General features: G+C 55.9%; 16 protein-coding genes. 10 read left to right on the top strand and 6 right to left on the bottom strand.

The features are described from left to right. Positions 1 to 21: 21 nt before the first annotated feature. The 5 genes from M2Q46_RS04050 to mmsB all read left to right on the top strand — a co-directional run bounded on the left by M2Q46_RS04050 (position 22) and on the right by mmsB (position 4,179). Entirely contained in the window at positions 22 to 456 is a 435-nt protein-coding gene (locus M2Q46_RS04050; RefSeq protein WP_009454121.1) for a type II toxin-antitoxin system RatA family toxin, read from the top strand. Beyond that, positions 449 to 802 carry an RnfH family protein gene (locus tag M2Q46_RS04045; RefSeq protein ID WP_247966789.1) on the top strand — a complete coding sequence of 118 codons (354 nt, stop codon included), beginning with the start codon at positions 449 to 451 and terminating at the stop codon, positions 800 to 802. The genes M2Q46_RS04050 and M2Q46_RS04045 overlap by 8 nt, the downstream gene beginning before the upstream one ends. A 149-nt stretch (positions 803 to 951) precedes the next feature. Beyond that, the gene (locus M2Q46_RS04040) at positions 952 to 2,100 is read left to right on the top strand and encodes an acyl-CoA dehydrogenase family protein (protein ID WP_021446562.1); all 1,149 of its coding nucleotides are present in this window, start codon (positions 952 to 954) and stop codon (positions 2,098 to 2,100) included. Further along, positions 2,097 to 3,224 (top strand): enoyl-CoA hydratase/isomerase family protein, encoded by a 1,128-nt coding sequence (locus M2Q46_RS04035; protein WP_035271706.1) that lies wholly within the window; start codon positions 2,097 to 2,099, stop codon positions 3,222 to 3,224. The genes M2Q46_RS04040 and M2Q46_RS04035 overlap by 4 nt, the downstream gene beginning before the upstream one ends. Positions 3,225 to 3,282: 58 nt before the next feature. Beyond that, entirely contained in the window at positions 3,283 to 4,179 is an 897-nt protein-coding gene (gene mmsB, locus M2Q46_RS04030) for a 3-hydroxyisobutyrate dehydrogenase (RefSeq protein WP_083053492.1), read from the top strand. Here the strand turns inward: mmsB and M2Q46_RS04025 are convergent. Next, positions 4,154 to 5,005, bottom strand: coding sequence for a folate-binding protein YgfZ (locus M2Q46_RS04025; protein WP_230940537.1), 852 nt, complete (start codon positions 5,003 to 5,005; stop codon positions 4,154 to 4,156). The two genes, mmsB and M2Q46_RS04025, sit on opposite strands and share 26 nt — an antisense overlap. Positions 5,006 to 5,273: 268 nt before the next feature. On the opposite strand from M2Q46_RS04025, the gene mltG reads away from it, so the two are divergent. Then, the gene (gene mltG, locus M2Q46_RS04020; protein ID WP_060185099.1) at positions 5,274 to 6,281 is read left to right on the top strand and encodes an endolytic transglycosylase MltG; all 1,008 of its coding nucleotides are present in this window, start codon (positions 5,274 to 5,276) and stop codon (positions 6,279 to 6,281) included. Between the two features lie 88 nt (positions 6,282 to 6,369). Here the strand turns inward: mltG and M2Q46_RS04015 are convergent, their stop codons facing one another. Then, entirely contained in the window at positions 6,370 to 7,179 is an 810-nt protein-coding gene (locus M2Q46_RS04015; RefSeq protein ID WP_035271701.1) for a deoxynucleotide monophosphate kinase, read from the bottom strand. A 148-nt stretch (positions 7,180 to 7,327) separates the two neighbouring features. Between M2Q46_RS04015 and holB the strand changes: the two genes are divergently transcribed. The 3 genes from holB to M2Q46_RS04000 all read left to right on the top strand — a co-directional run bounded on the left by holB (position 7,328) and on the right by M2Q46_RS04000 (position 10,399). Next, positions 7,328 to 8,365, top strand: coding sequence for a DNA polymerase III subunit delta' (holB, locus tag M2Q46_RS04010; protein WP_081055325.1), 1,038 nt, complete (start codon positions 7,328 to 7,330; stop codon positions 8,363 to 8,365). A gap of 17 nt (positions 8,366 to 8,382) precedes the next feature. Next, the gene (locus M2Q46_RS04005; RefSeq protein ID WP_060185097.1) at positions 8,383 to 9,153 is read left to right on the top strand and encodes a TatD family hydrolase; all 771 of its coding nucleotides are present in this window, start codon (positions 8,383 to 8,385) and stop codon (positions 9,151 to 9,153) included. A 349-nt stretch (positions 9,154 to 9,502) separates the two neighbouring features. Then, a complete protein-coding gene (locus M2Q46_RS04000; protein WP_060185096.1) occupies positions 9,503 to 10,399 on the top strand; it encodes an ankyrin repeat domain-containing protein in 897 nt (298 codons plus the stop codon). A gap of 163 nt (positions 10,400 to 10,562) precedes the next feature. On the opposite strand, the gene M2Q46_RS03995 is transcribed toward M2Q46_RS04000, so the two are convergent. The 3 genes from M2Q46_RS03995 to M2Q46_RS03980 form a co-directional block, all read right to left on the bottom strand. Continuing rightward, the gene (locus M2Q46_RS03995) at positions 10,563 to 11,402 is read right to left on the bottom strand and encodes a DUF2789 family protein (protein ID WP_081055307.1); all 840 of its coding nucleotides are present in this window, start codon (positions 11,400 to 11,402) and stop codon (positions 10,563 to 10,565) included. A 167-nt stretch (positions 11,403 to 11,569) separates the two neighbouring features. Further along, on the bottom strand, positions 11,570 to 12,361 hold the full coding sequence (locus M2Q46_RS03985) for an RsiV family protein (protein WP_060185095.1): 792 nt from the start codon (positions 12,359 to 12,361) through the stop codon (positions 11,570 to 11,572). A 12-nt stretch (positions 12,362 to 12,373) separates the two neighbouring features. Further along, positions 12,374 to 13,072: a glutathione binding-like protein gene (locus tag M2Q46_RS03980; protein WP_035271693.1), complete on the bottom strand. Its 699-nt coding sequence runs from the start codon at positions 13,070 to 13,072 to the stop codon at positions 12,374 to 12,376. Positions 13,073 to 13,194: 122 nt separating this feature from the next. Between M2Q46_RS03980 and arsC the strand changes: the two genes are divergently transcribed. Then, entirely contained in the window at positions 13,195 to 13,539 is a 345-nt protein-coding gene (arsC, locus tag M2Q46_RS03975; protein WP_035271689.1) for an arsenate reductase (glutaredoxin), read from the top strand. A 31-nt stretch (positions 13,540 to 13,570) separates the two neighbouring features. Here the strand turns inward: arsC and M2Q46_RS03970 are convergent, their stop codons facing one another. Further along, a complete protein-coding gene (locus M2Q46_RS03970) occupies positions 13,571 to 14,143 on the bottom strand; it encodes a YceI family protein (protein WP_009454094.1) in 573 nt (190 codons plus the stop codon). Positions 14,144 to 14,171: the final 28 nt, after the last annotated feature.

Genomic DNA, 14,171 nt, shown 5'->3' with positions numbered 1-14,171 from the left:
TCTATCTATTAACCAGACCTGATGCATACAGTAAAACGCTCCGTCCTCCTTCCTTATAGCTGCGAACAGATGTTTGACCTGGTTGCAGAGGTGGAAAAATACCCTGAATTCATGCCGTGGTGTGGTGGCGCCAGTGTCAACCAGCGCGACGAAAAGGGGATGGAAGCCTCGGTTACCATCAGCATTGCGGGTATTCGTCAAACCTTCACCACACGTAACGAACACGATTATCCCAATCGTATTGTCTTGCGCCTGGTCAAAGGGCCATTCTCGGCCTTGACGGGGGATTGGCAGTTTACTCCTTTGGGCGAAGACGGTTGCAAGATCGTGTTCACCATGGAGTACGAGTTCTCCAGCCGCGCGCTGGAAATGGTGGTCGGTCCCATCTTTAACCGCGTTGCCAACAGCTTTATCGACTCCTTCACCCGCCGTGCCCAAGAGGTCTACGGTGACTGAATTATCCGTCAGCGTGATTGTCGCTACCCAAGCGCAGGTCTGGAAAGCCGCCCTGCGTTTGCCTGCGGGCAGTTGTGTACGTGATGCCCTGTTAAAAGCTGGCATTGCCGAAGGCCTGCGTGAATGCGGCTTGCCGCCGCTGGACGATGCACAGGGCCTGGACGGGCTGCACGTTGGTGTCTATGGCCAGCGCTGCCAGCTGGACCAACTCTTGCAGGATCAGGATCGGGTAGAAGTCTATCGCGAGCTGGTCTTTGACCCCATGGATTCCCGCCGTCGCCGTTATGCACACAAGCTGGCCGCCCGCGCTGCCGCCAGACCCCGGCGCAAACCCGTCCGCGCCTAGTTCGTCTGCGCCTGATCATCAGGCCGCTACTTTCAGCTAGACTGTCGCCTCCTGCCTTGCACTGCCCCCTATGAAACGGCTGATTGTCATCAGCACGACAACTAAAGGGGGCGGCACGCATTATGGTGGGTAAAAATAAGGAGACAGACATGATACTGACAGACGATCAGAACGCTTTTGCGCAAGCGGCTCGCGAGTTTGCACAAGGGGAACTGGCACCGCATGCGGCACGTTGGGATGAGGAACAGATTTTCCCGATCGAGGCGTTCCGTAAAGCCGGCGAGTTGGGTTTTTGCGGCTTGTATGCCCCGGAATCCATCGGCGGCCTGGGCCTGGGGCGTCTGGAGTCCAGCCTGGTGTTCGAAGAAATGGCGGCAGTTGATCCCTCGACCACCGCATTTCTGACTATCCACAATATGGTTACCTGGATGGTCGGCACCTGGGGTACGGACGAAGTCAAATCCCAATGGGGCGAGCTGCTGAGCAGCGGCCAGAAACTAGGCTCTTACTGTTTGACCGAACCGGGCGCGGGCTCGGATGCCGCCTCGCTGCGGACACGTGCCGAGCGTGATGGTGACGACTACCTGATCAGCGGCAGCAAAGCCTTTATTTCCGGTGCCGGGGACACGGACTTGTTGGTGGTTATGGCTCGTACCGGAGGGGATGGCGCAAAGGGGATTTCCGCTTTTGCCGTACCTGCCGATGCCGCTGGTATCACTTACGGTCGTAAAGAATTGAAGATGGGCTGGAATAGTCAGTCCACACGGGGCATTACCTTTGAGCGCGTACGCGTTCCTGCCTCGGCCATGCTGGGCCAGGAGGGCGAGGGCTTCAAACTGGCCATGAAGGGCCTGGACGGTGGGCGCATCAATATTGCCTGCTGCTCGGTAGGAGCCGCCCAGGGTGCTTATGATGCTGCCCGTCAATATATGCAGGAGCGCCGCCAGTTCGGCAAGCATCTGGACCAGTTCCAGGCTCTGCAATTCAAGTTGTCCGACATTCTGACCAGCGTGGTTGCCGCCCGCCAAATGGTGCGCCTGGCCGCTTCGCACCTGGACGCCGGTAGCAGTCAGGCCAGCACCTACTGCGCCATGGCAAAGCGTATGGCCACGGATCTGGGTTTTCAGGCCTGCGTGGATGCACAACAGCTCTTTGGCGGTTATGGTTACCTGAAGGATTATCCTGTTGAGCGACTGGTGCGCGATACTCGGGTGCACCAGATTCTGGAAGGCACAAACGAGATCATGCGTGTCATCATTGCACGACAAATCATAGATCTTGGAGCTGATATTCGATGACGGATTCTGTTTTGTTTGATCGCCTGCCCGGCCAGAACGGAAAGGCGATTGGTGTTGCTACGCTGAACCGCCCGCAAGCCCTGAATGGGCTTAATTTGGAGATGTGCCAGCTGCTGTTCAAGCAGTTTCAGGAATGGGCGCAGGATTCCAGTATTGCCATGATCGTGTTGCATGGTGCCGGCGAAAAGGCCCTGTGTGCCGGGGGCGATCTGCATTCGCTGTATGCCTCCATGCAAAAGAACCAGGGTGGTTCGGCCTGGGATAACGAGTACGCCCGCGAATTCTTCGATGTGGAATACCGCCTGGATTATCTGATCCACACCTTCCCAAAACCTATCCTGTGCTGGGGTGACGGGATTGTAATGGGTGGGGGCGTGGGCTTGTTCAACGGCGCCAGCCATCGTGTGGTGACTGATACCACGCGTTTTGCCATGCCCGAGATCTCCATTGGCCTGTTCCCCGATGTGGGTGGCACCTGGATGCTGTCACATCTGCCTGCGGGTATCGGCCATTTCCTGGCACTGAGCGGCGCGCAAATCAACGCCTCGGATTGCTTGTTCCTGGGCTTGGCCGATGCCTACTTGCCACGGGTGCATTTCGATGCCTTGCTCAAGGCCTTGCAAGCCACGAACTGGTCTGATGAACGTGACGCTCGTGATAGCAGCGTGCATCAGGTCCTGCGTGGTCTGGCAGAGGGCGCTCGCCCCGATACCGGCCCGTTGGAGCAAAACTACGCCATGCTGCGTGATGTCTGCGCCAGTCGCGAGTTTGAACGCATTACACAGGCTTTGCAGCAGTGGCAGGACAGTGCCGACCCCTGGCTGTCCCGTGCCGCACAGACCTTCGCCAAAGGTGCTCCAGGTTCGGCTCGTTTGTCCTTTGAACTGCTGGAGCGTGTCCACCACCTGTCTTTGGCTGATGTCTTCCGCCTGGAATACATTGTGTCGCTGCAATGTGGCGTACAGGGTGACTTCCAGGAAGGCATACGCGCACTGCTGATTGATAAAGACAAACAGCCACGCTGGAATCCGGCCTCGCTGGAACAGGCTGATGCCCGCTGGGTGGAACGCTTTTTTGTTCCCGCCTGGCCCGCAGAAACGACTCATCCCTTGGCTGACCTGTGATCCAGGCAGACCGCTGCGGCGCCTGACGGCGCCGTTTTCATAATGACGAGGAGACAAAATGAGTAACACGATTGCATTTATCGGGCTGGGCCATATGGGCAAACCCATGGCGCTGAATCTGCTCAAAGCCGGCCATAGCCTGAAGGTCTTTGACCTGAATGCAGATGCCATGAAGGAGCTGCAGGCAGCGGGGGCGCAAGTGGGCGAGTCGGCGGTGCAGATCGCCAAAGACGCGCAGATGGTCTTTACCATGCTGCCTGCTGGCCGCCACGTTCGTCAGGTTTACGAGGGCGAGAACGGCTTGTTGCAGGCCGTGGCCCCCGGCACAGTGCTGGTCGATTGCAGCACGATTGATGCTCAAACCAGCCAGGATCTGGCGGCCAAGGCGGCCAAGCTGGGTCTGTTGATGCTGGATGCGCCTGTTTCCGGTGGTACTGGTGGCGCAATGGCCGGCACCTTGACCTTTATGGTGGGGGGCGAGGATCCGGCGCTGGAAAAGGCGCGTCCTTACCTGGAAGCCATGGGCAAGAACATTTTTCATGCTGGTAAAGCCGGTGCGGGCCAGGTTGCCAAGATTTGCAACAATATGCTCTTGGGGATTTTGATGGCGGGTACCGCCGAGGCCCTGGCTCTGGGCGTTGCTCACGGTCTGGACCCGGCAGTGCTATCGTCCATCATGGCGCGCAGCTCCGGCCGTAACTGGGCGACCGAGCTGTACAACCCCTGGCCTGGCGTGATGCCGGATGTACCGGCTTCGCGTGATTATCAGGGTGGGTTTGCAACAGGTCTGATGCTGAAAGATCTGGGTTTGGCGGCCGATGCGGCCGTGAGCCAAAACAGTGCGACACCGTTAGGCGAACTGGCCCGTAACCTGTTCGCCTTGCATGCCGCACAGGGTCAGAATGCCGGGCTGGATTTCTCCAGCATTCTTAATTTGTACCGTCAGAAGAGCTAAGTTCTGGCAGAGCATAGGGCAGGGGCTGCAATTCCAGCGCCTGTCCTTGCTCCAGTTGAAACTGGCCTTGTTCCAGGTCCGCCAGTACCACTTCCATCAAGACATACAGACGCTGCTGCTCGGCTTGCCAGGCGCGGTTGATAATGCGCGCAGCCGCAACCGGCTCTGCGCCTTGCGAGACCAGGAGCACATCGGCGGCTTCTTGCACCTGTGGTGCCGTGTCCAGAATGGCGCTGCGGGCGGCCATCATGCGGCGCTTGATCGTGCCTCGATAGTGGCTGCGCGCCACCACTTCCTGGCCGGGATAGCAGCCTTTCTTGAAGTTGATGCCGTCGATCAGGTCCAGGTTCAGAGTCTGGGGAATGAACAGATCCTGCGTGTCGGCGCTGATCCAGGGCAAGCCCGCCAAAATATCCGCCGTTTCCCAACGGCCCTCAGAAGCCTGAGCGTTCGTGTCCTGCTGGGGAGAAATCCGCCAGTAGCGATTCAAGCCATCCAGCTCGCCGGGGGCTTGGATTAAGGTGTCGTCACCATCGCGCTGCAAATTCCAGACCGCTTGGGCAGCGGATTGATCTGCCACACCGTAAACCTGCAACTCGGCCAGACTGATCGTCACTTTGCTGCGCAGCACGAACATGCGCAGGCGCTTGATCAGGGCCTCGCTCAGGTCACGGCGCACCAGGGCATAGACGGTCTCGTCCTGTTCGCGCCACAAGACCATGGTCGCCAAACTGCGACCTTTGGCGGTGCAATAGGCCGCGATGCAGGCGCGGTCGGCTGCCAGATGCTCCAAATCATTGCTGACTTGAGCATGGAGAAAGGACACGGCATCGGCTCCCTGAAACTGGAGGACGCACAAATCAGGCAGGGCGAAAGAGGAGGGGGCTGGCATTCCGGTCATGGCTGAGCGAAAAAATAAATTTAAACATCAATGATACCGTGTGTGAGGCCGGTTTCAGGGGCATATCCCCGCTGGGATCAGGGCATGAGCTGGATAGCGCAATCCGGTAGCGCGGGCCTGTCCCGGTTTCTGTGTTTGACTGTGACACATATTCAGGAATATGCCGCCTTATTCTGATTACAATAGCGCTCGCATGAAAAAAACTGTCAAGATCTTCTCTGCCCTGTTGGGCCTTCTGGTGGTCGTTGCCTGTGTGATAGCGGGTGGCGCCTGGTATTGGGCCAAGAAACAGCCCGTGACGATGAGTGCCGAACGCATCGACTATGTGGTGCCTGCAGGCTCAGGCCCCCGTGCGATTGCACGCAGCATGCAGCAGGCCGGGATCGATATCCAGGAAGATGCTTTTGTCTGGATGGCGCGTCTCTCTGGCCTGGATACCTCCTTGCAAGCGGGGGCTTACGAGGCCGTGCGTGGTGATACGCCATGGATGGTGATGGAGCGCATGTCCAGCGGCAATATGCTGCAAACCCGCCTGACCATTCCTGAAGGCTGGACCTATCAACGCATTCGCGAGACGTTGGCGAGCAATCCCCAGGTTCGCCAAACCTTGAGTGATATCAGTGATGCAGACTTGCTGCAGCGTTTTGGCTTGGACGCTGTACATCCTGAAGGTCTGTTCTATCCCGATACCTACGTTTTTGTACCGGGTACGGCAGATGTGGATATCCTGCGGCGCGGGTTTCAGGCTCAGCAGGAACTGCTGGAACAGCTATGGGCGGACCGGGATGCGGATTTGCCCTTGAAGACGCCATATGAGGCCTTGATCATGGCTTCCATCGTGGAGCGTGAGACGGGCCACAGTCAGGATCGAGCGCGTGTAGCCGGGGTGTTCATGAACCGTTTGCGCGTAGGCATGCCATTGCAGACAGACCCAACGGTTATTTATGGCATGGGTTCAGCCTATGACGGCCGTATTCGCAAGCGCGATTTGACGACGGATACCCCTTGGAACACTTACACGCGCAATGGATTGCCTCCCACGCCGATAGCCAGTCCTGGCAAGGCTTCCTTGATGGCGACTTTGCATCCCGAAAAGCATAATTTCTATTATTTTGTATCGCGTGGCGATGGAACCAGCGAGTTCTCGACGAATCTGGCTGCACATAACCGAGCCGTCGCCAAATATATTCTGAAACGCTAAACCATTCAGGCCCTATCAGGGGCCTGAATGTTTTTTGGGGGCGGTTTGGTGACACTTGTATGGCTGAGCGCTATCCAAGGCCAGGGAGTCAAAGCTTCAAGCCGTGCCGTTGCGTGAAGCCCGTCCACAAATCATGGACCTTGCTGGCCAGTTCTTCCAAGCCTGCGTCATTGCGAATCAGATAGTCCTGGGGGGCGCGTTCTACACCCCATTCGGAAGAGTGCTGGCTGATCACTGGATTGCCAGGGCGTTCGATATGCCAGATCTCTCCACCATGTTCACGGATGAAATTGGCCTCGTTTTCGTAACGAATGTCTTTAATCAGCAGACAACGGGCCTGACTCATATCAGGAAGCTGGTGGCTGGGCAGGAACAGGGGCAAGGTTTGGCGACGCTGCTCGTAATCCGGGTATTCGGCCAGAACCTGATTGCGTAGATGTTCGGCCGCCTGACGCGGACTCAAACCCCAAAAGGCATCCACATGATCCGCCCGCTCATCATCCAGGTGCTCAGGCACCATGCCGTAAATCGCGGCCAGAGCCAGCGCCCAGACCGAGTAGTCCTGAATGCTCCTGGCAAGGGGGGAGCCCGGTCCAAACTCCAGCACATGTTGGGCGCGGCGTAGCCAATGATCGGGATCGCGCTGGCGCATCCAGTCTGTTCCCAGTAGCTGGAAACACTGTCTGGGGGAGCGCTGCCACAGGGCAATAGGCACTTCTTTCAGGCTGTCGTCTGTCCAAGCTTGAGCCGGACTTAGACCAAACAGCACTTCACAGCCCATTTTCACGGGGTCGGCCAAGGCATAGGCGGCCAATAAAGGGTTTTGTGCCAGTAGTAGATTGGCGACGGTATCTTTGCCTGAACGCGCTTTGGCGGCCAGCCCGATCAATAAGCTCACTTCATCATCCTTGGTAGTGGAGCAGGCATTTTACCGGTTCATATTACAATGTGCGCTGAGCTGTTCAAGCGGGGGCGATTGCCTGGTCTTTCCTGCGTGAATCAGGCCTTTTGATGTGCAACCTTGAGGCAATACGGTGTCTGATAGTTTGACTTTTCTACCTTGGCAAATCGCGACCGCCAAAAATTGGCTGGGCAATCAGGAGCGTTTTGCCCATGCCTGGCTGATCCACGGTCTGCCGGGCATCGGCAAGACGCAATTCGCCCGCGCGGCCGCCGCCAGTTTATTGTGCGACCAGCCGGTGCAGGGTCTGGCTTGTGGCCACTGTCAGGCCTGTCAGTGGGTGCGGGGGGGAAATCACCCGGACTTGCGCCTGCTGCGCCCGGATGCGGTTGCGCTGGAAGAGCAGGGGCCAGACACCCAGGAAGGGGACTTGGCCAAAGAGTCGGCTGCCCGCAAAAATCCTTCCCGGGAAATCCGGGTGGAGCAATTACGGCAGTTGCAGCACTGGTTCAATACGGCCACTCATAGAGGCGGGTGGCGAGTGGCGGTGCTCTATCCGGCTCAGGCTCTGAATCTGGTATCGGCCAATGCCTTGCTGAAGGTGCTGGAAGAACCTGCGGACCGCACGGTTTTTCTGCTGGTAGCCGATGCGCCAGATCGGCTGTTGCCTACACTGGTATCGCGTTGCCGCCGTTTGCCTTTGCCCGCACCTGATGCTCAGCAATCGGTGCAATGGCTGGAGCAACAAGGGGTGGATCAAGCCTCGGACTGGTTGGCTGCCTGGGGTGGTGCCCCACTAAAAGCGTTAAGCGCCAGCCAGGATATGAATGCGCCGTGCCCCGATTGGTTAAGCGTCTGGATGGATGGGGTATTGAAAGCAGGCCGTGAGGCGGATTTGTCCTTGGCCGATACGCTGGAAAAACTGCCTGCTCAAGAGTGGATTGACCATTGGCAACGCTTGTTTGTCGATATTCAGCTGGGTGGTTTTGCCCAACCGGCGCGTTACTATCCTTCCCTGCAAAAGCGCATTGATGCCTTGGCAGCCCAATCCAACACCACAGCGGTGACGGAAGCTCTGAAGTGGCTGGTGCAGCAAAAGCGGCTGGGGAATCATCCGCTCAATGCTAAATTGTTTATTCATCATGCCCTGGACCGTTTGCACCAGGCATGTCGTCGTGTTTAAAAAAGTACCGTCTAATCATGTTTGTTGATTCGCATTGCCATCTTAATTTCCCTGAACTTGCTGAAAATCTGGACGACATCCTGGACAAGATGCGCCAGAACCAGGTGGGCTGTGCGCTGGTGGTCAGCGTGGATATGGACGACTGGCCCGGTTTGATGGAGCTGGTGCGTCCCCACGGCCATTTGTTTGCCTCGGTTGGCGTGCATCCGGATTATGAGAAAGTCACCGAGCCTACCGTCCAGGAGCTGATCAAACATGCTCAAGATCCCAAAGTGGTGGCTATTGGCGAAACGGGTCTGGACTATTACCGTTTGCAAGAGCCCCTGGATTGGCAGCGTGAGCGTTTCCGCACCCACATCCGCGCCAGTCGCGAGTCGGGCCTGCCTTTGATCATCCATACTCGCTCGGCCAGTGAGGACACCATTGCCATCATGCGTGAAGAGCAGGCGCAGATTGCCGGGGGCGTGATGCACTGTTTCACTGAAACCTGGGAAGTGGCACAAGCGGCCTTGGATCTGAATTTCTACATTTCCTTCTCCGGGATTGTGACCTTCAAGAACGCTACCCAGCTGCAGGATGTGGCGCAACGCGTGCCGCTGGATCGTTTGTTGATCGAAACGGACTCGCCGTTTTTGGCTCCTGTGCCGTATCGAGGCAAAACCAATAATCCTTCCCTGGTCATTCATGTGGCTGAGAAGATTGCGGAGCTTCGTGGGATCTCGGTGAAGGAAGTGGAAGAGGCTAGTGCAGAGAATTTTTTCAAATTATTCAGCAAGGTACAGATTTAAGTTAATCTGGTTTAGAGGTTTTGATGAGGCTTTTGTGACTGTTTGGGCCAAGACTCAGGATCTTGCGCAAGGGCGGCTTAAAGGTGATTTAAAACTTTAAGAAGATGATTTAACTATTTGATTTTAAGCATAAAAATAGAATTTTATGGTATTTTCTCCGTCTTTCGGGCATGGTTGGGATTCACTTAAAATATTCAATTTTTGTTAGTAATCAAAGATTTATTGATTATTCTTAAACCTGTTTATAGTTAAATGCTTCCTGCTTGGATAGAGAGAAGCAATTTCTGAAGCGGCATCTACCTGTACTTTCATAACCTGATAAAGCACTTTATGAAAAGGATTTAATAGCATGATTTTTAAAAGAAAAATACCCAATAAAACCATCCTTTCCGTGGTGCTTCCTTTGGCTTTTCTGCTGTCAGCCCCTGTGTCGGCGCAGGAACCGGAGCTTGAAAGCCGAAATTGGTATTTGGCGCTGGAAAATGACCGACCCAACATCATCGAGCAGGAGTTCATCAAGGGGGCGAGCCCCAACGCAGTCGATTCCAAGGGCAATCCTTCCTTGATGCTGGCGATCCGCAACAAGTCCTGGAAAGTGGTGGACACTTTGCTGGCTAACCGTCAAACCAATGTGAACATCGAGAACGAGGCCCGCGAAACTCCCATGATGTATCTGGCCCTGATGGGGGAGACCGCTCGTTTGCGTGATCTGCAAGCACGAGGGGGGCAGGTGAATCGGGTGGGCTGGTCACCTTTGCACTATGCCGCTTCCAAAGGACATGAAGAGACGGTGCGCTATCTGCTGTCTCAGAAAGCGATTGTGAATGCACCTGCACCAGACGGAACCAGCCCCTTGATGATGGCGGCTTTGTCGGGTAAACGGGCGGTGGTGGATGTGCTATTGGCTGCCGGAGCGGATCCGAGTATGCAAAATGCCCAAGGTTTGAGTCCGGCAGACTGGGCGCGTTCAGCCAATCATGAACAATTGGCCAGTTATCTGGATCAAGCTGTCGCTCGTAAAGCGGCCGCTGCACCAGCCGCAGCGGGGACTTACTCCGGTGGAGCGGTACAGACTTATGGAGTGCCAGAGCGGGTAGAGCAGCCTGATCTGAATCGGGTGCACACGGTGACGGTAGAGCCCGAGCCAGCTCCTGCAGCAGACAGCTCCAGTTCGAAACCTGCTTCGTCCAGCAGTACCAGTCGCTATTTTGACCTGGATCGTTTCGACAAGCCTGTACAGCCTTAAGTCTGGGGGCAGGATGTAAAAAGGAGCCTTGAGGGCTCCTTTTTTGTTACGGCAATAATCGGGAATGGTTGTAGTGATACTGACGTCCTGCACTGCGTTCGCAGCTGTGGTGACTCAGTATTTCTACAGGCAGGAAACCAAAACCCTTGTTATCTATTGCCGCTTAATTGCCCTTTTCTTGCGCCTTGGCCATATGGGAGGCATGCACAAAGGTCTGGAAACCTTGCAGGTAGTTGCTGAGCATTTTCTGGATATTCTCATCTTGCAGTTTGCCTTCCGCATCAAAGGAATTCTGCGCACGAGATACCAGCAACGAGCCGCCGCTGTACAGGGACACACCCAGCATTTTCAGCGTAGGTAACCAGGCTGCCTGGGAGGAGATCGTGCCAAAGCCCCCCATGGAAGCGCCAATCAGCCCGGTGATACGGCCCGAGAAGATGGCTTTCATGTCTGTGCGAGACAGCCAGTCGATTCCGTTCTTGAATACGCCGGGTACGCCATTGTTGTATTCCGGGGTAACCAGCAAGAGAGCATCGGCGTTCAGGATCTTTTCTTTCAAGGCCAGTACGGCTTCTGGAATGCCGTCCTTGCTTTCGAGATCGCCGTCATACAGGGGGATGCCGTGTAGGGTGGCGACTTCAATCGCCATGCCTTGGGGAGCCAGGGCTTGAGCGGCGTGTGCCAAAGCGGTGTTGAAGGAGCTTTGGCGCAGGCTGCCTGATAAAGCCAGAACGCGGCAAGGGCCGGACAGATTCACCACGCCAGTCGTTTGACGCAGGGCCTCGCTTAACTGGTCAATGATCTGGATCCATTCCGGGGAATCCTGGAGTCGTTTTTCCCGAATGAACTCGGCTTGAGACTCGTTCCAGAAGGGAGCGTCAGCCAGCAGTACGTCATTAGGCAAAGGGCGGTGTTTTTCCAGAAAGCTGGCAATCGCCTCGGGGGTGTTGGGCAGACCCAGTTGAGCAAACAGGTCGTGAAAGCGGAACAAGTTATCAGACATGGTGGTAGGGGAGCTTGGAAGAGGGGATGATCGGACGCTAAGGGCGGGCGCGGCTCCAGCATGTATGGCTAAAGGTGCCGGGCTTTGAGTAGCGCACAAAAAAATACTGTTTTTATTAACAGGCAGCCTGATATAGGCTGCCTGTCTATTTACGGTGACCCAAACGCCTAATTGGCGGGCAGGTAGTCAGGACGCAGAATGCCACGCAGTTCCGAATAGGGCAGCAATAGCTCTGGCTGACCGAAGGAATACGGGGCGACCTCGTACGGGTTGTACTTCACCAGCAAGCCCTGATCGGTCAGAGCAATGTTCTGGGCGGGCTGGAAGGGCCACATTCTGTCCCAACCGGCTCGGTCTTCACGTGCCTCACTCAGGCTGGAAACCCAGTTGTTGTGCGCTTGGCGTACCAGTTCCTGGAAAGGCTTGATCTTGCCGGGGGCAATAATGCGGTCCAGAGGCAAAGCGGTCTTCAGGCGATTGTCCCAGTTGATGAACTGGGTTGCTGTAATGCCGTGAGCCGCACCCGTCATGTAGATGCCCGAGCTTAGCTCGACGACCGTCAGGTCCCGGTTTCGGTAGCGCGTACGGGCGGATAAATGCACTTCGTCACGATTATTGGCGGTAGCCCAGTAGTAGTTCTCGAATTCCTTCAAACCGCGATAGCCAGGATGGCGGTCAGAGATAACCGTCATATGAGCCAGGCTTTCATCGACCAGCTTGGTCAGCTCGGCATTGCCGGGGAAAATCAGAGATTTCACTTCCAGGCGCGGGCATTCACCGGTACAGCCTGGCTTGACGTGCTTGTAGTCCAAGGGCTGGGTAAAAACGCCATCTTTTTCAGTCTGATCCTGGGTTTGCGTTGGAATCAGGGAAATATTGCTGGGCGTGCTGGAACACGCAGACAGAGCCATGGCTGTCAGGCCAATAAGCAGCAGCTGATAGGGGCGCTGTAAGGTCATGGGATCGTAGTCCTATCGGATGGTTTTGGAATCTTGGCCAAAGAGGATTTGACGGGCCTTGTCGTCATGGACGGGCGAGCCGGGGTTGATCTGTTCGACCAAGGCATAGGCACGCTCAGTTGCGGGACGCGCACTAATACGCTCAAACCAACGCTTCAGATGCGGGAAGTCGTCCAGGTTCTGGCTTTGGCGCTGGTGGGAGACAATCCAGGGGTAGCTGGCCATATCGGCAATGGAGTAGTCCCCAGCAATAAAGTCGCGCTGCTCCAGATGTTTGTTCAGCACGCCGTAGAGACGGCCAGTCTCACGCACATAGCGGTCGATGGCGTACTCGATTTTGACGGGGGCATAGACATTGAAATGGTGGTTCTGGCCTGCCATGGGGCCCAGGCCACCCATTTGCCAGTACAGCCACTGCAAGGTTTCGGTACGCACTCGCAAATCGGTCGACAGGAACTGGCCGGTTTTTTCTGCCAGATATTGCAGAATGGCGCCGGACTCGAACAGGGAGATAGGTTCGCCACCGTCTTGCGGAGCCTGGTCCACAATGGCGGGAATGCGATTATTGGGGGCGATACGCAGGAATTCAGGTTTGAATTGATCGCCTTGGCCAATATTGATGGGGTGGATGGTGTAAGGCAGACCGGACTCTTCCAGAAACATCGTGACTTTATGTCCGTTGGGAGTGGTCCAGTAATACAGGTCGATCATGTGTTCTCCTGGCTAAGTGAAGACGCTGGCCTGTCTGCAGCAAGCTACCCAGATGACGTATCCGGCGGCGCTGGGCTACTATTGTTCGCCTGAATACGGTTTATAGGAAGTCAAAGACTGTCATGAGCAAAATCTATCATAATCCGCGCTGCAGCACTTCGCGTAATGCCCTGGCCATGATGCGTGAAAAAGGTCTGGAACCCGAGATCATCGAGTACCTGAAAACACCCTTGTCGCGCAGCGAACTCAAAACTCTGATTGCGGCAACGGGCTTGACGGTACGCGAGGCCATGCGCAGCAAAGAGGCTGTTTACAGCGAGCTGAACCTGGGTAATCCCGATCTGAGCGATGAGGACTTGCTGGCAGCGATTGAAGCTAATCCTGTTTTGTTGAACCGTCCTATCGTGGTGACAGAAAAAGGGACGCGTCTGGCGCGTCCCCTGGAAGTGGTTCAGGAAATCCTTTAAACAGACTTCCTGAGTAGCGAGTGCTTCGCTATTACTGGGCAATGGCTTCCAGCGCAATACGGATAGTGACTTCATCACCGACGTAAGGCACGTTGGCGGCCATGCCAAACTCGCTACGCTTGATCTCGATCTTGCCGTCCGCGCCCAGGGCGGGTTTGTTCATCATGGGGTGCTTGGGCATGGTCAGGAAGGACTCAATGGTCATGGTCACGGGCTTGGTAATGCCCTTGATGGTCAGATCGCCCTTGGCGGACACAGGCTTGTCACCGTCGAACTGAATGTCCTTGGACACAAAAGTTGCTTCGGGGAACTGCTCGGTGTCGAAGTGATCCTTGCCCTGGATGTGTTCGTTGAACAGGGGAAAGCCGGTGCTGACCGAACGGGTGTCGACTTTCATGTCGATGCTGCCGGTCTTGGCTTCCTGGTCCAGGGTAACGGTGCCTTGTGCCTTGTCAAAGCGCTGGCTTTGCGTGCTCAGGCCCAAGTGCTTGTAGCTGAAGTGCACGAAGGTGTGGCTGGGTTCAACCTGATAGGTCACCGGCGCTGCCTGAGCGGCAAAAGCAAACAGAAAACTGGCGGACAGGGCAATCACTGGCTTGATCATGAGGGTGTAATCCTTGTTGTGCAGGGAG

This window comes from Alcaligenes sp. YSL9, from assembly GCF_030515105.1.
Classification (GTDB): domain Bacteria; phylum Pseudomonadota; class Gammaproteobacteria; order Burkholderiales; family Burkholderiaceae_B; genus Alcaligenes; species Alcaligenes phenolicus.
The sequence above is the reverse complement of the archived record's forward strand: the minus strand, read 5'-3'. Positions and strand labels throughout refer to the sequence as shown.